Origin of the sequence: Alcanivorax sp., from assembly GCF_019431375.1 — a bacterium.
GTDB classification, from domain to species: Bacteria; Pseudomonadota; Gammaproteobacteria; order Pseudomonadales; family Alcanivoracaceae; genus Alcanivorax; species Alcanivorax jadensis_A.
Genome location: NZ_CP080267.1, coordinates 2870945 through 2896145 on the forward strand (window position 1 = coordinate 2870945; position 25201 = coordinate 2896145).

The window sequence follows — 25201 nt, forward strand, 5'->3', positions numbered from 1 at the left end:
GTGAACAGTTAACAGTGAATAGTTAACAGTTCGCGGGATGGGTTCTTTGTTCCTTAACGCAAGAGGCCGCGCCTGAACTCCGGGCGCGGCCTCTTGCGTTTCAGTGCCCAGATGCCTGTGGGCGCGAGCTATTCACTGTTAACTCTTCACTGTTCACTGATTTGAAACACCTCCGCCCGCAACGCCTCCACCCCAACCACTCCCGGCGCCAGCCGCCAGCGTCCCTGTGAATCTTCGAATACCAGTGCCGGGGTGCCCTGCAGGCCCAGGCCGATCATCAGGGCGGTGTTGTTGTGGATCTGGCTGCGGATGGCGTCGGGGACCCGTGCCAGCGGGCGGATGCCGCCGTCGTCATAGTGGCCTTCGTGTTCCGCCAGGGCCGCCGCCGGGTCTGGGGCGGCGAGGATGGCGCCGCCCTGGGTGAAGCTGCGTTTGGGGTGGATCAGGCCGACGATGATATGGCGCACCTGCAGGGTATTGTCCGGGTGGTTGACCAGTGGCTGCATGTTCTCCCATAGCCGGGCGCAGTAGGGGCAGGCCATGTCGGTGAACACATAGGCTACCCGCTGTGGCGATTCGGCACCTTCGGCAACCCAGCTGCTGCTTTCCAGACGTGCCAGCAGGCTGTCCATGTCGGCGGGTTCGCCCACGGCGGACAGTGGTAGCAGCAAGGACAGCAGCAGAATTAGCATTTTCATGGGCGAGGATCATCCAGGTGGCTGGTAAGAAAGTGATGCAGGCTGGCCCGGGACAGCGGGCCGAAGTGGCGGGCCAGTTCGTTGCCGTCGCCATCAAACAGCAGTGTCAGTGGCAAGCCGCCGTTGCCGGCATGGTGACCCAGTGCCATCTGCGGGTCCAGCAGGGGCAGGTCAAAATGCAGCTCGGCCTGGATCAGATAGTCGCGCACGGCCTGGGCGGTTTCTCCCTGATTGGCGAGCACGAAGCGGACGTTGGGATAGCGAGCCTGGGCGTTGGCCAGCACCGGCATTTCCCGTCGGCAGGGTGGGCACCAGGTAGCCCAGAGATTGATCAGGGTGGGCCCCTGGGTCAGCTGTTTGAGGGGAACAGGGGTGCCCTGCAGGTTTTCCAGGGTGATATCCGGCAGTGGAGCAGCGGCGGGGCTCATGCTGTGCAGGGTAATCAGGGAAATGCCCAGGGCCATGATTGCCGCAGCGGTGCTGGAGAGTAATGCCAGGCGCAATTCCGGCCGCCGCCACAGGCACAGTGCGATCACCGGTAACGCTGCCAGTGCTCCGGGCCACCACCAACCGCCATCACGAATATCCGCCATGGCCAGCAGGCCGGCATATTGATCCGGGTAGCGCAGTACAAAGGCCAGGCGAGCACTCATTAAAGCTGACAGGGTGATCAGCCACAGCCACTTTTCCACCGGCTTGCCACGCCACTGCCACCAGAGGCTGGCCAGCACGGCGGTGGAAAAGGTGATGAGAGCAACAACAGTACCCGCCGGCAATGCCAGCGGGCCGATCAGGATGGCGTCCAAGGGGTGGTCCTTCTACCTACGGTGCGTCGTCCGGTCAGCCTGGATAGCGCTGGAACATTTCATCAACGGCTTTGCGAATTCGTTCGCTGCGACGTTCACTGCTCATTTCGTCATACAGGCGGTCACGGCTGGTGGCCTGCCAGACCACATTGTTGCTGGCCGGATCCACCATCTGTACCACCAGCTTGTATTCTTCGGTGATATCACCTTCCACCGGGGTGGTGGTGCCCACGCCTACATTGTTGCGGCTGAAGCCGAAACCGAACTGGAATACCGAGCCGTCGTAGCGTTGTTCGCGCTTGAAGAAATGTCTGACGTGCACGTCGGCCGGCCCGGAAGTAACGGGGGTCAGGCCCTTTTCCGCAAGGGCGGTTTTCAGGGCAGAGCGGGCGCGTTGATCATCCAGCGCTCGCGGTTGATCCTCGTTCTGTTCCACGAAGGCATAGCTGCGGTACTGGTTCAGGCTGGCGCCTTCCTGGCTGTCGATGACCACCGGGCTGACGCAGGCGCCAAGGAGCAGACTGATTGAAAGGAAAAACCAGCGCATGATTCTTCTCCCGGTTGCAATGAGTACCCCCAGTATCACAGGGGAATGGCACGATACCGTGAAAGATCAGCCCCGACAGAGTGTTGCCGGGGCCAACAGGTATGACCATTGCGCGGGCGAAGGGTTCAGGCGGTCAGGCTGGAAGGGCCTGTTCCAGCCGTGACCAGAAGCCGGTTTCGTTGGCGGCCTCGCGGAAAGCCTGCTGATCCTCGGGGTTCTGGCGCTGATAGATGCGGCCAATGTCGCGCAGCATGTCCGGGGCGTCCACCACGCTGACGGCGGAGGCAATGGCTTGCCAGCCGTTACGCGTATCCCGTGCCGCATCCAGGAATGCCTGCAACAGGTCGCCGCCGTCGCGCAGGCTGATTTCCACCACGGTTTGCAGGCCGTCGCGGTGAAAGCGGCGGGCAAAATCCAGAAGCAGGCCAGTCTTGCCGGATTTGGCGGCGTTGCGCATCAGCGCCTCGATGATCGACGGGTTATGCGTGCTGGGCAGGCGTGCCAGCATGTTGCGTTCATCGTCACCCAGGTATTGGGCCAGATCCAGAATCAGATCCCAGTGGCCGGCCTGGTGGGCAGCTTGCACCACGGCGTCAGCGACCTCCTCGCCCTGGCGCAGGGCGGTGTGGGCGACCACTTCCTGATAATCGCGTTGCATGGCCTTCACCAAAGGCAAGGTTTCTTCCAGCAGATTCTTGCTGACTGCGGCATTCACCAGCTCGGTGATTACGGTGCTGTTGCGCAGCGAGGGAAGATTGACGATCTTGCGGTGGTAACGAGGATTGATCACAGAAAGAGCACGCAGTACCGGCCCCCACAATTGCTGGCGGTGAGCCACATCCACCAGGGAGTCCAGGGTGCGTTCGTCTTGCTCGGCCATGATATTGCCCAGCCGGCTTTTCAGTTCGCCTTCCACATGATCAATGACCCAGATGGCCTTGGGCCATAGCTCCACATTTTCGGTGCCGGAGCGAACGATGCTGGCTAGCCGACTGTTATCAATCATGCGGATCACGTTGCTGAGCTGGGCGGTGTTTTCCATGTAGAAGGCGATGGTCAGTAGCGCACCATCATCTTTCACCGCGTTGACCACTTCACGAATCGAGGGGGCGGAAAGGGCGTCGGCAAAACGGCCCAGTAGCAGGAATTGTTTTTCCTGAATTTGTTTCAGTGCCACTTCGCGGATTATTTCCGCGGGGAGCCGTCGAATGATTTCACGAATCTTGCGCGGGTCTGCCTGGGCGGCAATCTCGCCGAGAAAATCCGGGGTCAGCCGTCGGGCAACTTTTACAGCGAAGTAGGGATCCATTTCGCCGACCAGGCGGGCGGCCATCTTGGCGCCGATGGCATAAGCCAGTTTTGCCAATTGCTTGATGGAGAGCCAGCGGGTCCAGCTGGCCAGATGCTGAAAGCCCTTGCGGTGCTGATCGTACATCTCCTGTTCGATATGTTCGCGCAGCTCACGCAGGTTGCTGGTACCCGCGTCCGCCAATGCCTGCCAGGTCGAGTGGTCGAGGGTCAGGTACTGGTCGAGTTTTTCCAGTTCAATCTGTATTTCCAGGTTCGAGGTCAGGTCGTTCATGTGGGCATCCTTGGTGCGGGGATTAGCGAAGGGCGCTGCGGGCAATGCTGCGCAGCCAGAGAGGCAAGGCCTGAATGCCGGTTTCGATGGCTTTTTCCAGGCGACTCTTTTCGCTTTCCAGATACTCATCCACTGCCCGGTCGATATCCTGAGTGACCGGTTCGGGCAGATAGGAAAGAAACCCGACTCGCTGATGCATGCGTTCGATGGCGTCCTTGTTATTCATGATCGATCCTGTTTTTGGTGTGCCGTTATGGGGTGTCCGTAATCGTAAAATCGCTGCGAAAAATCGATTCGGGAAAACACCGTCATTGCACTGTATCAAACGAGAGCAAACAGAAAGTACACATAACATTAAGCGACTGTGGGATTTTTGTATCGACATTCTTGCCAGCATTGTTGACCCCCCGAAACAGTGATACTTAATGACGGTGTAACTGATGGAACCAATAGCCTTTTGGAAACGGGGCTGCCACGGAGGCAATGTTGGCTGAAGAAAAAGTAAAGAAAATAAGGCCCGCCACAACACCCTGGGCCGGGCGGCTTGTCCGGCAAATGCGACAGGCTATGGCGCGAGCGCCAGGCGGTCACTATGTGCTGGATCAGGCGCGTGCCGTCGAGGATGTGTTGTTCGAGGACCTGCAGTCGCGGCTGGGCGGGATGAACAGCCATCATTATCTGCCGGAGCCGGCGCAGACATCATCCGGTGATGGGGAGGGGCGAGACAAATCCTTGCAGGCCCGGTTTGCGGCGCTTGCAGACCAGTCACTGGAGCAGACACCGGAAAGCGCCACGGCAAGAGTTTACGGACGCATCGTTAACCAGCTGCTTCCCGACGAAGTGAGAATCCTCACCGCCCTGTCGGACGGCTCCGATATTGCTATCAGTCATCTGGTGGCACGGGGTGGTCGTTTCAAGAACAGCGACAACCGGGTGATGTCATTTCTGAGCCGTGTAGGCAATGAAAGTGGTGTCATGCTTGCCGATGCGGTGCCGCATTATCTCGCGCATTTATTTGCGTTGGGTTTGCTCGATGGCGGCCCCGAAGACAATAAACAGACAGCAAAATACGAAGCCATCGAGAACGGTTCGGAGGTGCGCGCCGCCTGCGAGCAGATGCGTAAAGATTCCCGGCTTAAGCCGGTCTTTATTCGTGAAACCGCACACCTTTCAGCTTTTGGCAAGGCATTCTGGGCGGCCTGCTCCGGATAGCAACCTGTGCGCTGAAATAAAGTAAGGGGTTGTTTAGAGACTCCTCAAAAAGAACGAAAAGCGAGGCAACATGGAAGCGTATATCAACGAGTTTGCCGATAACATCTGGCTGTATTTATCCATGCCATTGATCAGCGCGGTGGTGGGTTATGCCACTAACGTGATTGCGATCAAGATGATGTTCTATCCGGTGGAATTTTTCGGCAAACCGCCGCTGCTTGGCTGGCAGGGCATCATTCCCCGACGGGCCGCCAAGATGGCGGCAATCTCCGTGGACACCATTACCACCTACCTGATTACCCAGGAAGAAATCTTTGCTCGCCTTGATCCGGAGCGGGTGGCCAGTGAACTGGAGCCACCCCTTAACGGCATGATTGAGGATGTGGTGGATTCCATCATGGTCCAGCACGAGCCGGGTCTGTGGGAATCCATGCCAGAGATGGTGAAAAAGCAGGTTTATAAAAGGGTAAAGAAAGAAGCGCCGGGTCTGATTTCCGACATCATGAAACAGATCAAGATCAACATCGCACAGATGTACGATCTCAAAGACATGGTGATCACCAATCTGACCAAGGACAAGGCCCTGCTTAACCGTATTTTTCAGGAAGTGGGGGCGGCGGAGTTTAAGTTTATCGGCCGTTCCGGCCTTTATTTTGGCGGTATTTTTGGCACCTTCCAGATGATCACCTGGATCTTCTACAAGGGCTCCTGGCTGCTGCCGGTTTTCGGTCTGGCGGTGGGCTATGCCACCAACTGGATTGCCCTGCAGATGATCTTCAATCCCAAGGAGTTGATGCGTCTGGGTCCGTTCAATGTGCAGGGCCTGTTCATGAAGCGGCAGGATGAAGTGGCAAGGGATTATGGTCGCCTGGTGTCGTCCTATGTGCTGACGCCGGCCAACATTATCGAAGGGATTCTCAAGGGGCCTTACTCCGACAAGGTGTTTGCCATGATCGGCAAGCATGTACAAAAAGCGGTGGATGAGCAGACCAGCTTTGCCAAGCCTTTTGTCACCTTTGCGGTGGGCACCCAGAACTACCGGGAAATGAAGGAGTCAGCGGTCGCAGAGCTGGTCAGTCGTTTGCCGGACACTCTCAAGCATATTGAAAACTATGCCAACGACGCGCTGGATCTGGAAAACACCCTGTCCACCCGTTTGCAGAGTCTCAAACCGGAAGAGTTTGAAGGCATGCTGCGCCCGGCGTTTGAACAGGATGAATGGATTCTGATTGCAGTGGGGGCGTTTCTTGGCTTCCTGGTCGGTGTGTTCCAGTTACTGGTGATGTTCTCTTGATGCTGTCCGGGAGTGATGTATGTCTACGCTGATGGTGATCTGGATCCTGTTATGTGCGCTGTGTTTTGCCGCAGGTCTGGTGTGGTCATGGCGACGGGCGCGGCGACGTTTGCGGGCCCGCATGGAGCAGGCGGTAGATGAGGAAATTCGTCAGCAGATCGCCCAGGAGGTGTTGCGCCATTTGCATGAAGGGGCTGCCCCCGATATCGGCAAGGCGGAGCGCTGATTTATGCAAATTACCATTCGCAAATCGTTTGTAGTCGGTGCCGGTGTACTGTTGATCATCGCCCTGGCCATTGGTGCCTATCTGGCCTGGTGGATATGGAAAAATCTGGGCGCGGAATTATTGTTGCGCGATCAGCAGGCCAGCGTGGTGGTGCCTAAGCCCATGTCGGTGGGTATCGACATTCTTGATGATCTGGACATCATGATTGATACCGTCATCGACACCACGGTGCCGATCGACCAGACCCTGACCCTGCCCGTCAAGGAGACCCTGGATGTGCAGGTGGGCTTCGATAATGCGGTGCCGATCAAGATGAATGTGCCGTTGAAAGACACCATCAAGCTGGATCAGATTATTCCCGTGGATGGTGAAGTCCGTGCCCGGGTGCTGGGTAAGTGGATCACTGTGCCGATCAAGGGCGAGCTACCCGTGAAAGCGGATGTGCCCATCGATGTGAATGTGCCGGTGGATCAGCTTGTCAAACTGCAGTTCAACGCTCCCGCGAAAGTGGACATTCTCGAAGACCTGTCGGTACCGCTGAAGGCGAATATAAAAACATCGATTCCCCTGAAGAGCGCCATGCAGGTGCCGGTGCGCTCCAGGCTACGTGCCAGCGCCACCATTCTGGAACCGGCGGATGCACTGATCGCGGAAATGGATTTGAAGCTGCCTCTGCGGGAAGTGGGGCTGTCATTCAGGAATAGTGATGACGCAAAGGTGAGCGAAGAGGCTGAGATAACGGCACCGGATGGGGAGCAGCCCTGATGGGGCGCTGGGTTCTGTGGGGCTGGGTAGCCCTGGCTGTGATCGTAGTGGGGCTGGTGTTGGGATTTGTGCTCTACACTCGCATTGTTATTGGCATCGGTTTGCAAGACCAGTATGCGCTGCTGCATCTTCCGGAAACCCTGATTGTGCAGACTCGCGCCGAGGAAGAGGCGGCCATCACCCTGCGAGGTCGTGTGGAGGTGGATGTCCCCTTCAAGCACAATGCCCTGCCGCTGCCATTGAAAGGCACCTACAAGGCCAACCTGGCCCTGGATACCATGGTGCCCCTGCGCATGACCATCGAGTACGAGGATGTGATTCCCATCGAGACCACGGTAGCCATCGAGGGGGACACCAAACTGATTTCCAAATGGCTGCCGCGCATGCCCATAGAAGGGGAGCTCCCCCTGAAGCTGGATGTGCCGGTGTCGCTGAAGGTCCCGGTGGATACCCGGATTCGCTTTGTTTATGACGGCCCGGTGCAGGTGGGTTTCAATCAGACCATTCATCCGCCGGTGGATACCATCCTGCACACCGCCATCGATCTGGACAAGGAAGTCAGTGCACCGATCACCAATGTGTTCGATGCCCGGGTCATTCCCGATAACCGGGAGCTGCCCATCATCCTCACCGACACCCGCCTGACCCTGCCTCTGCAGGACCTGAAGGTGCGGCCCATGGCGTCGCGGGTGCAGGAAAAATAACGGAATTGATTGACCACAGAGAACGCAGTGTTCTCTGTGGTGAAACCATCAAGACACCGTCACTCCTGGGCACGGTATCGCGGCGGCTTCGCGGATCCGTTCGCCCAGGTAGCGGGCGGCCTGGCCGGCATACTGCCCGTCCGCGTAGATCAGATGCAGGTCCATCAGTCGCTCCACCCCCTCTTCCAGTGGCAGCACCTTCAGCGCGCCGCTCTCCAGGCCATCTCCGATCTCTGATTCAGGCACCCAGGCAAAGCCCAGTCCGCGGCGAATGGCAGCAATGCGTGTGGAAGGATGCGACACGGTCCAGCGTTGCTCAGCCCCCAGCCAGCCCGAGTCAATGCGACGGCTACCGGAATCGCGAATCACGATCTGCCGGTGCTGGCGCAGGTCATCATGGGTCAGGCTGTCCATCTGGTTGAGCGGATGGTCCGCCGCCGCCACCGCCACAAAACGTACCCGCATCAGTGGATCACCGAAGAACCCGGGCGGTACTCGCCCGCCGATCACCACATCGGCCTCCTTGCGCAGCAGGGCCTCGTCCGAGCCGGACAACACCGTTTCGGTGTACTCCACCCGGGTCAGCGGGCTGTGCTGGGCAAACGCATCCAGGGCCGACAGCATGCAGTGTTGGGGAAACAGGGCGTCGGCGGCTACCCGCACCAGCGGTTCCCAGCCCTGGCTGAGCTGGATGGCGGCGCTCTCAATGCGGTTGGCCTCCTCCACCAGTACCTTGGCCTGGCGATAGAGCATCTGCCCGGTCTCGGTGAGCTTGGCCCGACGGCCTTCCAGGGCAAAGGCGCGTACCCCCAGTTCAGTCTCGATCTTCTGTACCGCGTAGCTGATGGCGGACTGGCTCTTGTCCAGTGCCTCGGCGGCGCTGGCGTAACCGCCCTCGTCCACCACGGCAATCAGGGCTTGCCACTGGTCCAGGCTGATTTTGGCTGACATATCGAATTTCCTGACCTGAAAGTGAGTATTTCCCCATTCATATATCAGTTCAGGTTTAATTAGAAGTCTGAGGCGGTAAAAAAGCGCGATCAACACTGTGTTTCCTGCGCCGCCCGACTAAAATGCGCTCGCGCTTCTGGCCCGGGCTGTTCTCTGCTGCCCTCGTTGCCATACCCAATAACAACAGGTTCTGTGCTGCCACAGAGCCAGTGGAGCACTGTTCTGTCATGCAAATCGTTATTCGCAAATCCCTGCTGATTGCCATTCTTGCCCTGCTGCTGGTGACCTTTGCCCTGACGGTGGTGCTGGCCGGTTGGGTGTGGCGTCATCTGGGGGCGGAACTGGCGCTGCGTGACCAGATTGCCCAGGTGGCCATAACCCAGGCCCTGCCCATCGACGTGCAACTGCAGGAAGGCCTGCAGTTGCTGGTGGATGGCAACGTCGAAACCCGCGTGCCGGTTAATCAGGTGGTCCAGGTGCCCCTGCAGGAAACCCTGGACGTGACCGTGGACTTCGATGGCGCGGTGGACGTGAACCTGGATGTGCCATTCCAGACCATGGTGCGGGTGGACGAGATGATGCCGCTGGAAGCGGTGCTGGATGTGAAGATCATGGGGGTGTGGACCAAGCTTCCCATCCGGGGCGTGCTGCCGATTCGCCTTAACGTGCCCGTAAATACGGTAGTGCCGGTGCGCCAGAGCCTGCCCCTGGCATTTAGCCAGCCTGCCCGGGTGGCACTGGACCAGACGCTTTCCGTGCCGCTGAATACCCACATCAATACCACGGTGCCCTTGCATTCGGTACTGAATGTGCCCGAGCCGCCGCCATTCAAGGCCCTGGCTACCGTGCTGGAGCCAGCGGAAACCACCCTGACCCGCCTGGACCTGGCGTTGCCCATGAATGATCTGGGCCTGTCCTGGAAAGGTGAACCGGTTGCCGGCCCTTCCGCCGCCCTGGCCGGTGTCATCGGCGCGGCAAAAGCATCGAATGATTAGATTGAATGGCCCAATTCTATTGGGTTTTTCATCATCCTATCTGAGGTCATCATAGCCCCAACAAAGTCGCAAAGCCGGCAACCGCCGGTGACAAACAAGGAGTTGGGGTCATGAATATTCTGGTCATCAAAAGCAGCGTTTTCGGCGATAACGGTAATTCTTCCACCCTGGTCAACGAGCAGGTAGAGCGCCTGAAGGCACAGCATCCCGAGGCTAACGTGGTAGTGCGTGACCTGTCCGCCGAGCCGATTCCGCATCTGGACGGCGAGCGTGTCGGTGCCTTTTTTACCCCGGCGGATCAGCGCACTGACGATCAGCAGGCTGTGGAGGCCTTTTCCCAGACACTGATCGCCGAGCTGAAAGAGGCGGATCAGGTGGTACTTGGCCTGCCCATGTACAACTTCGGCATCCCCAGCCAGTTGAAGAGCTGGATTGACCATGTGGCCCGCGCCGGCATTACCTTCCGCTACACGGAAAATGGCCCGCAGGGGTTGCTGGAGGACAAGCCGGTCACCGTGGTTGCCGCCCGTGGCGGACTGTACGCCGGCACCGAGAACGATACGGTAACCCCGTACATCAAGCTGTTCTTCGGCTTTGTCGGCATCACCGACGTGTCTTTCGTGTTTGCCGAAGGCCTGAACATGGGTGACGAGGCAAAGGAAAAGGCCTTGAACGAAGCCCGCGAGGCATTGCAGGCGAGTTGAGGGATGGGTCGGACGTCGGAGGTCAGACATCCGACCCTAAAGAATAGCAACGAACACAACAGGAGATTTCCCCATGGGACTGCTGGTCGACGGTAAATGGCAGGACAAGTGGTACGACACCAAGAGCACCGGTGGACGTTTCAAGCGTTCCGAAAGCCAGTTCCGCAACTGGGTTACCGCCGACGGCAGCGCGGGTCCCAGTGGTGATAGTGGCTTTCAGGCAGAAAGCGGCCGCTATCACCTGTATGTGTCCTACGCTTGCCCCTGGGCCCATCGCACCCTGATCGTGCGGGCGCTGAAAGGTCTCCAACAGCATATCGGCGTGTCCGTGGTGCATCCGCACATGCTGGGAAACGGCTGGGAACTGCGCGATGACTTTGACGGCGCCACCGGTGATGGGCTGTATGGCTTCAGCAAGCTCTATGAGCTGTACCTGAAGGCGGATGACAACTACACCGGCCGCGTTACCGTTCCGGTGCTGTGGGACAAGCAGCGCGAAACCATCGTCAGTAATGAGTCCGCGGAAATCATCCGCATGCTCAACACCAGCTTTGACGGGCTGGGTGCGGCACCGGGTAATTTCTATCCCGAGGCTCTGCAGGCGGAGATTGATGCCATCAACGAGCATGTCTACAACGACGTGAACAATGGTGTCTACAAGGCCGGCTTCGCCACCAGCCAGGACGCCTACGATGAAGCGGTGGCGGCCCTGTTCGAGCAGCTGGATGCCCTTGAGCAACGGCTTGGCGAGCAGCGCTATCTGGTGGGTAACACATTGACCGAGGCGGACCTGCGTTTGTGGACCACCCTGGTGCGGTTCGATCCGGTGTACGTCACCCACTTCAAGTGTGACCGCAAGCGCATCGCGGATTACCCGAACCTGAACGGGTTTCTGAAAGAGATTTACCAACTGCCCGGCGTGGCGGAGACAGTGAATATGGCGCATATCCGCCACCACTATTTTCGCAGCCACCCGACGATCAATCCCCACGGGATTATTTCCATCGGGCCAGAGCTGGATTGGGATTCACCTCACGGGCGAGAGCGGTTGGGTGAAAGAGAGATCAGCGGCTAGCTACGAGCGACTAGCTGCGAGAAAAGCCAAACCGGTTTTCTTTTTAACTGGCAGCTAGTAGCTCGAAGCTCGTAGCTGCTTTCACAGGAGGTTCCCATGGAACGCACAATTCTCAACACTATTCGCGCACTGGATACATCCGATGGTGCTGGCGTTCGCCTGAAGCGAGCACTGGGTTACAACCCCATGGTGCGCCTGGACCCTTTCCTGATGCTGGATGCGTTCTCCTCCGACAACCCGGATGATTATATTGCCGGTTTCCCGCCGCATCCGCACCGGGGCTTTGAAACCGTGACCTACCTGATGGAAGGCCACATGAAGCATCGCGATCATCTGGGTAACGAAGGGGATCTGCAGCAGGGCGGTGTGCAGTGGATGACAGCCGGTCGAGGCATCATTCATGAGGAAATGCCGCAGCAACAGGATGGCTTGCTGCGCGGCTTTCAGCTGTGGATCAACCTGCCGGCGGCAGAAAAAATGAAGGCGGCCGGATACCGGGATATTACCGACAGTGAGATACCGCGTCTGGACCTGGCCAGTGGTGGCCAGATCAAGGCCATTGCCGGTGAGGTCACGATTGGTAACCAGGTGATCAGCGCACCGGTAAAAGGCGGCAGTACCGATCCGCTTTATCTGGACGTGAAATTGCGCGCCGGTGAAACGGTGACGGTGCCACTGACCCAGGGCTATAACGCCTTCCTGTACCTGTTCGAAGGTCAGGTCGGTGTTGCTGGCGAAACGGTGAAAACCGATCACCTGGCGACCTTCACTGACGGTGATCAGATCACCCTGGTGGCCGGTGATAATGGTGCCAGATTGTTGCTGCTGGCGGGCAAGCCCATCGGCGAACCCATTGCCCAGTACGGCCCGTTCGTGATGAACACCCAGGACGAGATCAACCAGGCCCTGAGTGATTATCGCGATGGTACCCTGACCGCCGAACCGTCCTCGCTGTGACGGTCAAGTTCAACCCCCAACTTGCCCCGGCACTCGCCGGGGCTTTTTTGTGGCGGAGAGTCTTGTCGCTAGCGTGAGGCGATCACCCATACCGCATGCACGATACCGGGAATGTAGCCGAGGATGGTCAACACGATATTGATCCAGAAATGCTTGCCGATCCCTTCCTGGAGAAACACTCCCAGTGGCGGAAGCAGGATGGCAATGAGAATGCGTAGCAGGTCCATGCGGTTCTCCTTCAGTCCGAAAACCCCACTGTAAATTCTTTACCTCATTACGTCTGTTAAAAAAATACAAAGCCTTGCACAGATTGGATTGCCTGCACCGTGATTTTCCGGGAAGCTGGGCGTTGTCATTGATCAGGGAAAGGAGAAAAACCATGAAAGTTCTGGCCATAGCGGGCAGTCTGCGCGAGCAATCCTTCAACCGCGGCCTGGTCCGTGCTGCCCAGGCATTGGCGCCGGCAGGGATGGAAATCATCGCTGCCGACATCAGTGATATTCCGCTCTATAACGGTGATGACGACGGAGACAATCGCCCTGCCCCGGTGACCGCCCTGGCAGAACAGGTAAAAGCTGCGGATGCCCTGTTGTTTGCCACCCCAGAATATAATTATTCCATCCCCGGTGTATTGAAGAATGCCATCGACTGGTTATCCCGGGTACCGGGCGGTATCTTCGCCGGCAAGCCTGCCGCCATCATGGGCGCCTCCATGGGAGGCATGGGCACCAGCCGCAGCCAGTACCACCTGCGCCAGGTGCTGGTGTTCCTGGATGTGCATCCGCTCAACAAGCCGGAAGTGTTCGTCTCCGCCGCCCACGAAAAATGCGATGACAAGGGCGACCTGCAGGACCAGGCCACCAAGGACATGATCGGCAAGCAACTGGCCGCCTTACAGGCCTGGGCGGACACTCTGAAATAAACGGTGCAGTTCGCATTGAGCGTAGGGTGCCATTGAGCCTCGGGCGAACTGCACCATTGCAGGCCTTGCAGGGCAAATTCAAAGCTGCTCTTCGCGACGAATCCATTTGGTGACATCCGGCGCCTGATAATTCGCGAAGCTTTCCAGTAGTGCCGCCGGAGTGTCGTGAACCTGCAGCAGATCCCTGTGTGCCTGTCTGAGAAAGCCCTGGTCAACGGCATGATCGAGAAAAGTGATCAGGTGGTCGTAATAGCCGTTCACGTTTAACAGGGCGCAGGGTTTGTGGTGAAAACCCAGTTGCGCCCAGGTAAGAATTTCGAAAATTTCTTCCAGCGTACCCATGCCACCGGGCAAGGCGATAAAGCCATCGGAGCAATCGGCCATGGCCGCCTTGCGTTCGTGCATGGAGCCCACCACCCGCAGTTCGGTGAGATGGTCGTTACCGATTTCCTTGCGCATCAGCGCATCGGGAATAATGCCGATCACTTCACCGCCCCGCTGCATCACCGCATTGGCGATGGCGCCCATGACTCCCACGCTGGCTCCGCCATAGACCAATCCCAGATTACGCTGAACCAGTTCCTGGGCGAGTCCTTCGGCGGCTTCAATGTAGTCGTTTCCCTCACCGGGGCTGGAGCCGCAATAGACGCAGATTTTTTTCATGGATATTCACCTAATCCCTGCGCCGTAGGAGCGTCGCTGGCGGCGCGATGGCAGACCTGGATCAAAAGCATTTTCACCACAGAGGGCACAGAGCACGCAGAGAAGAAACCCATCTTTTCCTCGGTGAATTCTGTGTCCTCTGTGGTAAATAGCGCTTTTCAGATTTTGGTTTTATGCACTGCGTTCAGGTTCGCGCCGCCAGCGACGCTCCTACGGCGGGGTATTTAAAAGTACCACTCACCCCGCCACCGCCGTAGGTTTACTCACCAACCGATCCGCCGGGAAATGGCAGGTAAAGACGCTGCCTTTGCCCAGCTCGCTCTTGATTTCCAGCTTGCCGTTGTGGCGGATCATTACATGTTTGACGATGGCCAGGCCCAGGCCGGTGCCGCCGGTTTCGGTGACGCGGCTATTGTCCGGGCGGTAGAAGCGTTCGGTGAGGCGCGGGATATGGGCCGGGTCGATACCGACACCGTTGTCGCTCACCGCCAGATGCGCGCCACGCTCATCCTGCCACCAGCGAATGCGGATCTGGCCACCGGCAGGAGTGTATTTCACCGCATTGGTGATCAGGTTGCCGAAGGCGCTTTCCAGTTCCGCCGGGTTGGCGATCAGGCGGGCTTCTTCGGGCACCTCCAGCTCGATGCTGTGACCCTTGTCGGCGCTGATCGCCAGGGCATTCTCGCGCATGCGCTTGAGCATGCCGTGCACCGGCACCGCCTGGCTCAGGTTGTCCGCATCGGTGCCTTCCAGCCGGGCCAGCAACAGCAGATCCGACACCAGGGCCTCCATGCGGTTGGATTGGTTGTCCATCTGGGCGAGGGCCCGGCGCAGTCGGGACTGTTCCTCCGGGACGGTGTCCAGCAGGGTTTCCAGGTAGCCCTTGAGCACGGTCAGCGGGGTTTTCAGTTCGTGGCTCACATTGGCCACGAAATCCTTGCGCATCTGTTCCAGATGATGGAGCCGGGTCACATCGCGGGCCATCATCAACTGCTCGCCCACGCCAAACTCGGTAATGCGAAATTGCAGGATACGGTTGTCGTCCACCGGTGAGGGAATCTCCAGGGCGTCGCGGAAATCCCCCTTGCCCAGGTATTCGGTGAATTTCGGATGGCGGACCAGATTGGTTAGCGGTTGGCCCAGATCCTGGCGGGCGTTGAACCCCATGTAGCGTTCCGCAGCCTGGTTCCAGTATTCTAGGTAGCCGTGCTGGTCGATCAGGATGACCACATCTTCCAGGGCGTTCACGGATTGCTGGGCACGGTGAATGATGCCCTGCAGATTTTCCTGGGCGCGGCGTTCTTTCTGAAAAAGGTGTTCCAGGCGGGTGTAGAACTCCCCCCACAGGCCGATGCTGTCCGGGGGCTCGGTATGGTCATCGCGGACCAGCCAGCTGTACAGGCCAAACAGTTGCCGGGTGCTCCAGATGATATAGCCCAGCAGGCCCACTATCAGTGGCCAGATGTGGCCCACCGCCAGCGCTGCCACAACGGACAGCAGAATCAGGCCGACTATGCGATTTACTTCCTTGGCCAGACTGGCTTTCATGATCTCGCTTCCGCCGCTCCGTTGTGGCTACATAGGTGCATTAACCGTAACCGACCCGCATTGCACCACCTCTCCGGATTGCGCGCAATGCGCTATGCAGAACGGGTCGGCTCAGCCTGCCTTGGCGGATTTTACCGAAAAACGGTAGCCGGTGCCGCGGACCGTCTGGATAAAGCGATCGTAGCCGAAGGGGGCCAGGGCCTTGCGCAGGCGGCGAATATGCACATCGATGGTGCGATCTTCCACATACACGTTGGCGCCCCATACCTGATCCAGCAACTGCGTCCGCGAGTAGGCCCGTTCCTGGTGGCTCATGAAGAATTCCAGCAGACGGTATTCCGTGGGCCCCATGTCCACCGGCTCATCGTCGGCGCTGATACGGTGGCTCACCGGATCCAGGCACAGCCCTTCCACCTCGATGGCCTTGTCCGCCGCCGTACTGGAGGCTCGGCGCAACACCGCCTTGATGCGCGAGATCAGCTCGCGGGTGGAAAACGGCTTGGTAATGTAGTCGTCGGCACCCACATCTAGGCCCTGGATCTTGTTGTCCTCTTCGCTCTTGGCGGTGAGCATGATGATGGGAATTTCGTTGGTGGTCTCATCACGCTTGAGGCGGCGGGCCAGCTCGATACCGGTGACAGACGGCAGCATCCAGTCCAGCAACACCAGATCCGGGCGCTCATCGACAATAATTTCGTGGCCACGCTGGGCATTTTCCGCCTCCAGCACATCAAAATCGGCCAGCTCCAGAGCAACGGCCACCATTTCCCGAATGGCGGGCTCGTCGTCAACAATCAAAATACGGTTACGGGACATGGCTTTCCTTCCTTGCCTGACACCTGAATCCGTGACTTCATCACGGCGCCTGATGCAAGCCTTTGCCGCCACAGAAAATTTTCTTCAGTCGATCGCATTCCCAGATGCGACGCTTCTTCAGAAAATTCCCTGTGACAACAAATTCTTACACCATGCATCCATGCTGAAGTCACGGATTCAGGTGATTATCTATGTTGCCCTATTAGATTGCTTTTTTGTGACATGTGTATGACAAATTGGTCGGAAATTGGGGGAAAAGCAAGGAAGGAAAGCGGCGAGCTACTAGCTGCTAGCTGCAACGCGACATGGGACAGTGCAACCCTTTGCGTTTTGGTTGCCCGCGCTTAAAGGGCTGTTTGTTTTTTCCTTGGCAGCGCGAAGTCCATGGCGAGCAGCAGTTGTACACCTGGGACTCGCGTCGTAGCTAGCAGCTAGGAGCTCGCCACTCAGAAGTACTGAAAATACAACCCGATAAACACGCACGCCCCGGCCCAGTGATTATTGAGGAACGCATGGAAGCTGGGCCAGCGTTCCCGGTAACGGATAAGGCTGTGCTGGAACAGGAAGCTCAGGGACATGCCAGCCAGGCCGGCATACCAGGGCCAGGAGAATTCCAGTCGCTGCCCCACCATGATGAGGGCCAGCAGGGTGAGGCCCTGGAGGATGGCGATCATCAGCCGGTCCGCGTCGCCGAACAGGATGGCGGTGCTCTTGATGCCCAGTTTCAGGTCGTCTTCCCGGTCACACATGGCGTATTCGGTATCGTAGGCCACGGTCCACACCAGGTTGGCCACATACAGCAGCCAGGCAATTTCCGGCACCGCGCCGGTTTCCGCGGCAAACGCCATGGGGATGGCCCAGCTGAAGGCGGCGCCCAGGAACAATTGCGGCATAAAGGTGAAGCGTTTGGTGAAGGGATACAGCACCGCCAGCCCCAGGCCGCCGAACGACAGCCAGAAGGTCAGCTCGTTGAGGAACAGCACCAGCACAAAGGCCAGTAGCCCCAGCCCACAGAACAGCGCCAGCGCCTTTTTGGCGCTGATGGCACCGGTGGCCAGCGGACGCCCCTTGGTGCGCTCCACATCGCCATCGAAATCCCGGTCGGCATAATCGTTAATCACACAGCCGGCGGCACGCATGATGATCACCCCGAGAATGAAGATCACCACGGTCTTCAGGCTGGGGGTGCCGTTCCCGGCAATCCACACCGCCCACAGGGTGGGCCACAGCAGCAGCAGGGTGCCGATGGGGCGATCCAGCCGCATTAGCTGGATATAGGGCCAGAAAGACGGGTAACGTTGTTCAACGAAGGCAAACATGGGACATCCGGTTGTCAGGGGCGGGGTTGAGTTTCAAGCTACAAGCTACAAGTTTCAAGGCGCGAGTCAGGCGTGTAGTCAACCGCAATCGCCGGAGCCGCGCCGCCGCCCTTAGTGCACCCAAAATGGAAGCGCGGCGATAACCTTGTCGTTTAACCAAGGCTCTTGCCCGCGCCTTGTAGCTTGCAGCTTGAAGCTTGCGTCTTCTCCCACAACGCCGGCAGGAAGTATTCTGCTACCAGCAACGGCTCGCCGCGTTTGATAAAGCGCGACTGGCGGCCCCAGCATACTGGCATGCCTTCTGCAGGGGCTCCGAGGCGGGCCCAGACCTGGTCTCGCAGGCAGGTGGGGCGTTTGTAGAGTTCCAGGCCCAGCGAGCGGCTGCCCATGTGGCCCAGGGAGCGGTTGGCGCCGCTCAGGCTGGTCAGGGGCAGCACGCTGCGGGCGGCGACCACCGGAGTGTCATCCAGCAGTAACGTGACTTCGCGGATCAGCGCGGCCCGGCGGGGGGGCAGGTTCAGCAATTGCCGTTCGTCGGCTCGGGGAAAGCTGATGGCGTGGTAGCCGGGCTCCACCCGGAACTGACCATGGCGCTTCAGGCGCAGGGTCAGGGACGCCGGATCCGCCATCCAGTCACGGATACGGGGCGGCAGCACCAGCTGTTCCAGCGGGCGCCAAAGGCTGTCAGGATGCAGGGCGGCAGGCAGCATGGGTCTCTCAACATCGCAGGCCGCAGGACTATGGCGCAAGCGGTGACTCAGGGCAAGTCAGCGGTGCGCCGGTCTGCGAGCGCTTGTCGGCAAGCGATAATGGCCTTGGGCCCGGTAAATGGACCCCGGCGCCAATGCGTGCCAGTGCCCAATGTCATTGATTTTTCGGGCGTGCGCCGATAGGTTATCGCCCCCCGAGAAACACCCTGTATGTAGCAGAGTAAGCGAGCACTTACTCCAACTCGACGAGGTTCACGATGAAGAAGTGGGAATGCGTAGTGTGCGGTTTCATCTATGACGAAGCCGAAGGTCTGCCCGATGAGGGTATTGCCCCCGGTACCGCCTGGGATGATGTGCCGGAAGACTGGGTCTGCCCGGATTGCGGCGTGGGCAAGGACGACTTCGAAATGGTGGAAATCTGAGCCACTGGCACGGTCACCCTGCCCGTTCACTGATTAATTAAGGACTGTTCATGCAACCTATCGTCATCATCGGTTCCGGCCTTGCCGGCTTCAATACCGTCAAGGAATTTCGCAAGCTGGACAAGGAAACGCCCATCGTCATGCTCACCAGCGACGACGGCCGTAACTATTCCAAACCCATGCTGTCCGCCGGTTTCACCAAGGAAAAGACCGCTGATGACCTGTGCATGGCCACGCCGGAGAAGGTTGCCGAGCAGTTCAATGTGGAAGTGCGCACCGACGTGCACGTGGCGGAAATCGACCCTTCCGGCAAGCGCGTGTTGCTGCCGGACGACCATCTGGACTACAGCAAGCTGGTGCTGGCCCTGGGCGCCGACACCTGGACCCCGCCGCTGGAAGGCGACGCCGTGGGCGATGTGTTCTCCGTCAACGACCTGATGGACTACGGCAAATTCCGCACCGCCCTGAAGGGCGCCAAGAAGGTCACCATCCTGGGTGGGGGCCTGATCGGCTGTGAGTTTGCCAATGACCTGTCCAACGGTGGCTATGAGGTGACCCTGGTGGAGCCCCAGGGTCGCTGCCTGCCGCTGCTGCTGCCGGAGCCGGCTTCTGCCGCCGTGGGCCGTGGTCTGGCGGATCTGGGCGTGACCTTCCACTTTGGTCCCCTGGCCCAGGCGGTGAACCACCACAGTGACAATAACCAGCTGGTCACCGTGCTGTCCGACGGCACCCGCATCGAATCCGACGTGGTGCTGTCCGCCATCGGTCTGCGCCCGCGCATTGCCCTGGCCAAGGAAGCCGGCCTGGCCACCAATCGTGGCATCATCACCGACAAGACCCTGCAGACCAGTGCCGACGACATCTACGCCCTGGGCGACTGCGCCGAGGTACAGGGCCATGTGCTGCCCTATGTACTGCCGCTGATGGCCTCCGCCCGTGCCCTGGCCAAGACCCTGGCCGGCGACACCACCGCGGTGAGCTACGGCGTGATGCCGGTCACCATCAAGACCCCGGCCTGCCCGGTGGTGGTGTGCCCGCCCGCGGATCCGGAAAACGGCGAATGGGAAATCCAGGAAGACGGCAACAACGTCCAGGCCCTGTTCCGTGGCAAGGACGGCAGCCTGCAGGGCTACGCCCTCACCGGCGACGCGGTGAAAGAGAAAATGAAGCTGAACAAGGAACTGCCGCCGTTAATGCCGTAACAGCCACAAGCTTCGAGCTGCAAGCTACAAGGCGCGGGCTGAATGGGTAGCGAACAAATCCTCTTTCCCCGCGCTACACTATGGGCGCGGCGATAGCGGTCATCGGTTTGCATGGCATGTCTTCGTGTTGCAGCTTGTAGCTTGAGGCTTGAAGCTCGCCCCTGACAGAAAAGGAACGTCCATGAAATTTGCACTGGTTCTGCTGGTCCTCGGCTGGCGTCTGCGCTGGCTGGCCTGGCGTAATGCGGGTTTTCGCAAGCAGCTGGAAAACCGCAATGTGGTGATGCAGTGGCGTACCTTTAACGGCAAGCCGGCGCGCAGCTTTCATTTCACCCCGGGCAAGGTGGTATCCAAAGGCGGCCTGCACGATCAGCCCACCGTCACCCTGAACTTCAAGGATGCCAGCTACGCCTTCCGCACCCTGCAGGTGGCTGGCAAGAATCAGATGGCGTTCATGGAAGGCATGCAGGCCGGCGATATCAAGATCGAAGGTGATCCCGGCCAGCTGATGTGGTTCATGACCCTGATGAAATTCATCATGCCGGGAAAGAAAAAGAAGTAAACGGCTCTGCCTTCCACACAATGCCCCACCTCCGGGGCATTGTTGTGTCTGCTCCCCGCAATGGAAAACGGCGAATTTGCCATTTCTTGCCTACCGCTTGTGCCCCATTTTAACCATATGTCCCCGCAGTCCCCGTTTTGCTGGGTGTGCCCGGCAGCGAAGCGTAATATCAATTAGTGAGGGGAGAAGTCCAAAGCGGACTTGTGCAATGTCTCTGATTGCCAACAGGATTTGATGTCGTCCGCTTTTCCCTATGCCAAGGATAGGGGGGAAATGACTCATGCAAGCCGCACTGAAAACGTTGCTTGAGCAGATGCGTATCACCGAGCTGGAGGTGGATTACCGCAAGCAACTGCTGGATTTTACCAACAGGGATATCGAGGTGCTGGTGGGCTGCAGGCCGTTGATCAGCGCTCATATTGACCATATCGTTGATGACTTCTACCGGATTCAGACCAGCAACCCGGATATTGCCAATCTGATTGGCGACGCCGACACCCTGGAGCGCCTGCAATGTGCCCAGCGTCGCTACATCATGGATCTTTTCTCCGGGGTCTATGGCATGGAGTACATCAACAACCGCTTGCGCATAGGACTGGTCCACAAGCGCATCGGTGTGGAGCCCAAGCTGTATTTGTCCGCCGTGCACTTGCTGCGCTCTCTGCTGCTGGATTGCATCGACCGTGAAGGCAAGGAAGAAGGGGCCACGCCGGAAGTGATCCGGTCGCTGGACAAGCTGATCTATTTCGATGTCACCCTGGTCTTCGAGACCTATATCCAGAGCATGCTGGCGGAGATCGAGGCAGCCAGAAATCGTACCGAAGAATATGCCCGCAGCCTGGAAGACACGGTGGCCAGGCGCAATGGGGAATTACGGACGGACTCTCTGACCGGGTTGACTTCCCGGCGCTATCTTCACGAAGAACTGTACCGAACCTTGCAGTCAGCCCAGCGCCGCAGTGAACCGGTATCGATGGTGTTCGTGGATGTGGACAATTTCAAGAAGATCAACGACCGCAAAGGCCACGCCCATGGCGACAAGGTGCTGCAGGAGCTGGGACGTATCCTGCTGGAAACGGCCCGCGGGGAAGATTCCTGTGTGCGTTTCGGGGGCGATGAATTCTGTGTGGTTCTGGCTAATGCAACGGAAGAGGAAACCATACGGACCTACTGCCAGCGAGTGAAGAGCTTGCTGTCGGAACGCTACCCTGATGTGACTATCAGTATGGGAGTGACCCAGACAGGCCCCCATCAGTACGAAGACGCTGATACGCTGTTGCGACATGCAGATACCTGTATGTATTCGCAAAAAAACAGTAACAAGAATGGTCACCATAAAGCGGGGCCCGACAAAACGGATGTGTGCAGCGGATGAAGAAACTGAAAAACGAGAAAGAGCTGGTCAAGAAGGCCATTGCCCTGGGCGTGGACTATGCCGAAAAGCGGGGCGTGGTGGAGTTCGAGCCCACCGATTCTGCGTCGGAAAAACTGGAGTACATCTATCGGCTGCTGGTGCATGACAAGGTAATTCAGCCGTTGCCGGAAGATCAGGTGTCCCAGCCGTCCATTCAGCACAAGCTGGCTATCTGGGCGTCCAAGCAAAAGTAGCCAGGTATCGCTTGTTGCTTGCCGGTCTGTTATAAAAATCCTTGAACCCGATCTTGTGGGCATGGATTCGTACGCCCGAAGGAAGTGCCCCTCTTCAAAAGGACCTGATATGCGCCGCATTGCCCTGTTGGCTATCGCCAGTATTGTCTTGCTACTGACTGCCTGTGCCACCACCACCGAAACCCATTCCACCTGGCAAACCAAAACCGGTGAATCTCATCCCACCTTCCGGCATATGTATGTGCTGGTGCTGGCGGAAGACCCTGCGGTTGCCGCCACGGCAGAAAAACAGGTGCGCAAGAGCCTGAATCGCCGGGCCGTGGAGGCCACTCTGGCCAGTGAGACCCTGGGTGAGCGAGACACCGATCGGGAGGCGTTCCGTGCCCAGGTCGAATCGGCAGTCAAGGCCAGCGGCGCCGACGGAGTCATGGTGGTGTCGCTGCTGAAGGTGGAAGAACGCTCCGAGTATGTGCCGCCCCAGGTGGACTATGTGCCGGTGCCCTCGGCACCGATGTATCTGGGCTACGGTCCCTATGTGGGCCACAGTTACGGTGCCATCTATCAGCCCGGTTATTATCACAACGCCAAGGACTACTACCTGCAGACCCAGGTCTACAGCGTGGAGCGCAAGCGCCCCGTTTGGCAGGCCCAGTCCCGCAGCATGAACCCGGACAGCCTGAACAATGGCGCCAAGGGCTACGCCAAGAGCATCGTGTCGCAGCTGGACAATGACGGGGCGCTGAAGCGTTAGGCCGCAGCGGGGGGGCCATGAAATTCATGGTGACCGGCGGCAAGCCCGTAACACGCCCGGCTTTCAAAAACCGCTCCGCCAGTCGGGGCGGTTTTGCGTTTATCGGTGCCGTTGGCGGCCATTGCGGGAATTCGCTACGGTTTGTGCCTCAATAAAAAACAGATGGAACGATAATGGCAAAGGGAATTGCGGGGGCACTGGCCGCAGCGCTGGTGACGGGATTGGCCGCGTTGGCGCAGCCGGTACTGGCGGAGCAGGACGAGAAGGTTTACCTGGTGGCACGGTTCGATCTTGATGGCACTACCTACAATCAGGTGGTGTTCTTTCAGGACGATGCCGTCAGTGATCTGAAAGGCTGTAAGCGGGAAATCATGTACGGCCGTAATGGCAACTGGCAGGTCTATTCCCATATCACCAATGCGGTGCGCGGCTTCACCTATAGCCTGAGCTACACCTGTGCCCTTGGCCGCCAGGACTTCAGTGGCTGGGACAAGAGTGGTCAGGTCAATCCCACCCACACCTATGAAGTGGTGGTCAGGGATGGGTCTTTGCAGGTCACCCCGCGCAACAGTTACAGCGCCTGCCTGAACAGGTTGCGTAGTGCCGGGGGCGAGACGGTCAAGCAGTACTGCGCCCGTTCTACCCAGGCCATCCAGTAGCGCGTACTTCGGCGAGGATCATTCGGTTGCTAGTGGGGCGCGGCCAGTCGCTGCTTCAGCACCCAGGCCATCAGCAGGCCGCGGGCGGCCATGAAGCCATTCATGGTCATCCACAGGCCATGGTTATCCCAGCCTCGTGTCAGACCCCACAACAGAAAAAACACCAACACGGAAACCAGCATGGTGTTGCGCATGGCGGCGCCCCAGGTGGCGCCCACGAAGATGCCGTCCAGCCAGAAGCCGGCGCTGGCGGTGAGGGGTAGCAGTAGCATCCATGGCAGATAGGTCGTGGCGGTGTCGCGGATAGCCGGCAGGTCGGTGAGCAGGTGAATCAGCGGCACGCCGCCGAGGCTGAAGGCCAGCAGACCGAGAGCTGCACAGGCCACGGTCCAGCGCCCGGTGGCGCGGATCGCGAGGCCCAGCGCCTGCCGATCGTTCCTGCCGTGGGCCTCGCCCACCAGCGCTTCTGCTGCGTTGGCAAAGCCGTCCAGCAGGTTGCTGAGTAGCAGCAGGAAGGTGATCAGTACCGCGTTGGCGGCCAGCACCGCGTCACCCAGCCGGGCGCCCTGGGCGGCGAAGAAAAAGAAGGTGCTGAGCAGGGCCAGGCTGCGCACAAAGATATCCCGGTTTACCGCCATCAACGCCAGCATGGCCGCCGGCTGCCACAGCCGCTCCTGTTGTGCCGGCGGGCGCAGGGCGGCGCGCAGCCAGAACAGGCCGCCGGCCAGGCCCACGTATTCCGCCGTGGCACTGGCGATAGCGACTCCGCGCACATCCAGATGCCAGACCTGCACCAGCAGCACGTCCAGCAGGGCATTGGTGCTATGCATCAGCACCGTCATCTTCAGCGGCACCCGGGTGTTGTGGGTGCCGATGGCAAAGCCGATCAGGGCAAAATTGGCCAGTGCTGCGGGCGCGCCAAGAATGCGGATATTGATGTAGTCCGCGGCCAGAGTCTGCACATCGTCACTGCCACCCAGCAGCCACAGACCGGTTTCGCGCAGCAGCGGCGACAGGGCAATCAGCGCCAGCCCCAACCCGGTGGACAGCAACAGGGCACGGAGCAACACCACCCGGGTATCCTTCTCGCCGCCCCGCGCCTGAGAGGCAAAGCCGGTGGTGCCCATGCGCAGGAAGTTGAACGAGAAGTACAGGAACATGAAGACGTTGCCGCCCAGCGCCACCGCCGCCAGATAGCGGGGATGGTCCAGATGCCCGACCACGGCCGTGTCCACCAGCCCCAGCAGCGGAGCGGTCAGATTGGACAGCAACAGCGGCCAGGCCAGCATCCAGATGCGGCGGTTAAGGGACAAACTCATTCAAACTCCGGGAGAACCTGCCTTGCCGTAGGAGCGTCGCTGGCGGCGCGATAACCCAAAAACCGAAAACACGTATTACCACAGAGGGCACAGAGTTCACCGAGGAAAAGAATGGGGTTTTCTCTGTGCCTCTGCGTCCTCTGTGGTGAAAGCGCTTTTGATTTGGGTTTATGCACTGCGTGCA

General features: G+C 59.0%; 30 protein-coding genes. 17 read left to right on the top strand and 13 right to left on the bottom strand.

Annotation, left to right across the window (positions count from 1 at the left end):
- Positions 1-146: 146 nt before the first annotated feature.
- From dsbG to KZ772_RS13440, 5 genes are all read right to left on the bottom strand, one after another.
- Complete coding sequence (gene dsbG, locus KZ772_RS13420) at positions 147-698, bottom strand: thiol:disulfide interchange protein DsbG (RefSeq protein WP_290537035.1); 552 nt, start codon at positions 696-698, stop codon at positions 147-149.
- A complete protein-coding gene (locus KZ772_RS13425; RefSeq protein ID WP_290537036.1) occupies positions 695-1504 on the bottom strand; it encodes a TlpA disulfide reductase family protein in 810 nt (269 codons plus the stop codon). The genes dsbG and KZ772_RS13425 overlap by 4 nt, the downstream gene beginning before the upstream one ends.
- A 34-nt stretch (positions 1505-1538) precedes the next feature.
- On the bottom strand, positions 1539-2051 hold the full coding sequence (locus tag KZ772_RS13430) for a DUF4136 domain-containing protein (protein WP_290537037.1): 513 nt from the start codon (positions 2049-2051) through the stop codon (positions 1539-1541).
- A gap of 133 nt (positions 2052-2184) precedes the next feature.
- Positions 2185-3633, bottom strand: a complete 1449-nt coding sequence (locus KZ772_RS13435) for a hypothetical protein (protein ID WP_290537038.1) — start codon at positions 3631-3633, stop codon at positions 2185-2187.
- A 22-nt stretch (positions 3634-3655) separates the two neighbouring features.
- On the bottom strand, positions 3656-3859 hold the full coding sequence (locus tag KZ772_RS13440; RefSeq protein ID WP_290537039.1) for a hypothetical protein: 204 nt from the start codon (positions 3857-3859) through the stop codon (positions 3656-3658).
- A 257-nt stretch (positions 3860-4116) separates the two neighbouring features.
- On the opposite strand from KZ772_RS13440, the gene KZ772_RS13445 reads away from it, so the two are divergent.
- From KZ772_RS13445 to KZ772_RS13465, 5 genes are all read left to right on the top strand, one after another.
- Complete coding sequence (locus KZ772_RS13445; RefSeq protein ID WP_290537040.1) at positions 4117-4845, top strand: Abi-alpha family protein; 729 nt, start codon at positions 4117-4119, stop codon at positions 4843-4845.
- Positions 4846-4915: 70 nt separating this feature from the next.
- Complete coding sequence (locus tag KZ772_RS13450) at positions 4916-6139, top strand: DUF445 family protein (RefSeq protein WP_290537041.1); 1224 nt, start codon at positions 4916-4918, stop codon at positions 6137-6139.
- Between the two features lie 19 nt (positions 6140-6158).
- Positions 6159-6365 carry a hypothetical protein gene (locus KZ772_RS13455; RefSeq protein WP_290537042.1) on the top strand — a complete coding sequence of 69 codons (207 nt, stop codon included), beginning with the start codon at positions 6159-6161 and terminating at the stop codon, positions 6363-6365.
- A 3-nt stretch (positions 6366-6368) separates the two neighbouring features.
- The gene (locus tag KZ772_RS13460) at positions 6369-7130 is read left to right on the top strand and encodes a hypothetical protein (RefSeq protein ID WP_290537043.1); all 762 of its coding nucleotides are present in this window, start codon (positions 6369-6371) and stop codon (positions 7128-7130) included.
- On the top strand, positions 7130-7834 hold the full coding sequence (locus tag KZ772_RS13465) for a hypothetical protein (protein ID WP_290537044.1): 705 nt from the start codon (positions 7130-7132) through the stop codon (positions 7832-7834). The genes KZ772_RS13460 and KZ772_RS13465 overlap by 1 nt, the downstream gene beginning before the upstream one ends.
- A gap of 48 nt (positions 7835-7882) precedes the next feature.
- Here the strand turns inward: KZ772_RS13465 and KZ772_RS13470 are convergent, their stop codons facing one another.
- Complete coding sequence (locus KZ772_RS13470; protein WP_290537045.1) at positions 7883-8785, bottom strand: LysR family transcriptional regulator; 903 nt, start codon at positions 8783-8785, stop codon at positions 7883-7885.
- A 227-nt stretch (positions 8786-9012) separates the two neighbouring features.
- Here KZ772_RS13470 and KZ772_RS13475 point away from each other — a divergent pair, with 227 nt between their 5' ends.
- From KZ772_RS13475 to KZ772_RS13490, 4 genes are all read left to right on the top strand, one after another.
- Entirely contained in the window at positions 9013-9780 is a 768-nt protein-coding gene (locus KZ772_RS13475) for a hypothetical protein (protein WP_290537046.1), read from the top strand.
- Between the two features lie 110 nt (positions 9781-9890).
- Positions 9891-10484: an FMN-dependent NADH-azoreductase gene (locus tag KZ772_RS13480; protein WP_290537047.1), complete on the top strand. Its 594-nt coding sequence runs from the start codon at positions 9891-9893 to the stop codon at positions 10482-10484.
- A gap of 73 nt (positions 10485-10557) precedes the next feature.
- Positions 10558-11559 carry a glutathione S-transferase family protein gene (locus tag KZ772_RS13485; protein ID WP_290537048.1) on the top strand — a complete coding sequence of 334 codons (1002 nt, stop codon included), beginning with the start codon at positions 10558-10560 and terminating at the stop codon, positions 11557-11559.
- A 96-nt stretch (positions 11560-11655) separates the two neighbouring features.
- Complete coding sequence (locus KZ772_RS13490) at positions 11656-12516, top strand: pirin family protein (protein ID WP_290537049.1); 861 nt, start codon at positions 11656-11658, stop codon at positions 12514-12516.
- A gap of 68 nt (positions 12517-12584) precedes the next feature.
- Here KZ772_RS13490 and KZ772_RS13495 read toward each other — a convergent pair whose 3' ends face one another.
- Entirely contained in the window at positions 12585-12743 is a 159-nt protein-coding gene (locus tag KZ772_RS13495; RefSeq protein WP_035245841.1) for a YqaE/Pmp3 family membrane protein, read from the bottom strand.
- Between the two features lie 152 nt (positions 12744-12895).
- Between KZ772_RS13495 and KZ772_RS13500 the strand changes: the two genes are divergently transcribed.
- A complete protein-coding gene (locus KZ772_RS13500; RefSeq protein WP_290537050.1) occupies positions 12896-13438 on the top strand; it encodes an NADPH-dependent FMN reductase in 543 nt (180 codons plus the stop codon).
- A gap of 78 nt (positions 13439-13516) precedes the next feature.
- Here KZ772_RS13500 and KZ772_RS13505 read toward each other — a convergent pair whose 3' ends face one another.
- From KZ772_RS13505 to KZ772_RS13525, 5 genes are all read right to left on the bottom strand, one after another.
- The gene (locus KZ772_RS13505) at positions 13517-14101 is read right to left on the bottom strand and encodes a TIGR00730 family Rossman fold protein (protein WP_290537051.1); all 585 of its coding nucleotides are present in this window, start codon (positions 14099-14101) and stop codon (positions 13517-13519) included.
- 237 nt (positions 14102-14338) lie between these two features.
- Entirely contained in the window at positions 14339-15649 is a 1311-nt protein-coding gene (gene phoR / locus KZ772_RS13510) for a phosphate regulon sensor histidine kinase PhoR (protein ID WP_290537052.1), read from the bottom strand.
- A gap of 111 nt (positions 15650-15760) precedes the next feature.
- Positions 15761-16465: a phosphate regulon transcriptional regulator PhoB gene (gene phoB, locus KZ772_RS13515; protein ID WP_290511767.1), complete on the bottom strand. Its 705-nt coding sequence runs from the start codon at positions 16463-16465 to the stop codon at positions 15761-15763.
- A gap of 446 nt (positions 16466-16911) precedes the next feature.
- The gene (gene ubiA / locus KZ772_RS13520; RefSeq protein WP_290537053.1) at positions 16912-17784 is read right to left on the bottom strand and encodes a 4-hydroxybenzoate octaprenyltransferase; all 873 of its coding nucleotides are present in this window, start codon (positions 17782-17784) and stop codon (positions 16912-16914) included.
- A 152-nt stretch (positions 17785-17936) separates the two neighbouring features.
- Entirely contained in the window at positions 17937-18494 is a 558-nt protein-coding gene (locus tag KZ772_RS13525; protein ID WP_290537054.1) for a chorismate lyase, read from the bottom strand.
- A 257-nt stretch (positions 18495-18751) separates the two neighbouring features.
- Here KZ772_RS13525 and rd point away from each other — a divergent pair, with 257 nt between their 5' ends.
- From rd to KZ772_RS13560, 7 genes are all read left to right on the top strand, one after another.
- Complete coding sequence (gene rd, locus KZ772_RS13530) at positions 18752-18916, top strand: rubredoxin (protein ID WP_035245853.1); 165 nt, start codon at positions 18752-18754, stop codon at positions 18914-18916.
- 50 nt (positions 18917-18966) lie between these two features.
- The gene (locus KZ772_RS13535; protein WP_290537055.1) at positions 18967-20118 is read left to right on the top strand and encodes an FAD-dependent oxidoreductase; all 1152 of its coding nucleotides are present in this window, start codon (positions 18967-18969) and stop codon (positions 20116-20118) included.
- Positions 20119-20299: 181 nt separating this feature from the next.
- Positions 20300-20680: a hypothetical protein gene (locus KZ772_RS13540; RefSeq protein ID WP_290537056.1), complete on the top strand. Its 381-nt coding sequence runs from the start codon at positions 20300-20302 to the stop codon at positions 20678-20680.
- Between the two features lie 280 nt (positions 20681-20960).
- The gene (locus KZ772_RS13545; RefSeq protein ID WP_290537057.1) at positions 20961-22055 is read left to right on the top strand and encodes a GGDEF domain-containing protein; all 1095 of its coding nucleotides are present in this window, start codon (positions 20961-20963) and stop codon (positions 22053-22055) included.
- Positions 22052-22288: a DUF5062 family protein gene (locus KZ772_RS13550; RefSeq protein ID WP_290537058.1), complete on the top strand. Its 237-nt coding sequence runs from the start codon at positions 22052-22054 to the stop codon at positions 22286-22288. Before KZ772_RS13545 ends, KZ772_RS13550 begins: the two co-directional genes overlap by 4 nt.
- A 109-nt stretch (positions 22289-22397) precedes the next feature.
- Entirely contained in the window at positions 22398-23039 is a 642-nt protein-coding gene (locus KZ772_RS13555; RefSeq protein WP_290537059.1) for a hypothetical protein, read from the top strand.
- 173 nt (positions 23040-23212) lie between these two features.
- Positions 23213-23698, top strand: a complete 486-nt coding sequence (locus KZ772_RS13560) for a hypothetical protein (protein ID WP_290537060.1) — start codon at positions 23213-23215, stop codon at positions 23696-23698.
- Positions 23699-23727: 29 nt separating this feature from the next.
- On the opposite strand, the gene KZ772_RS13565 is transcribed toward KZ772_RS13560, so the two are convergent.
- Positions 23728-25017, bottom strand: coding sequence for an MATE family efflux transporter (locus tag KZ772_RS13565; RefSeq protein WP_290537061.1), 1290 nt, complete (start codon positions 25015-25017; stop codon positions 23728-23730).
- Positions 25018-25201: the final 184 nt, after the last annotated feature.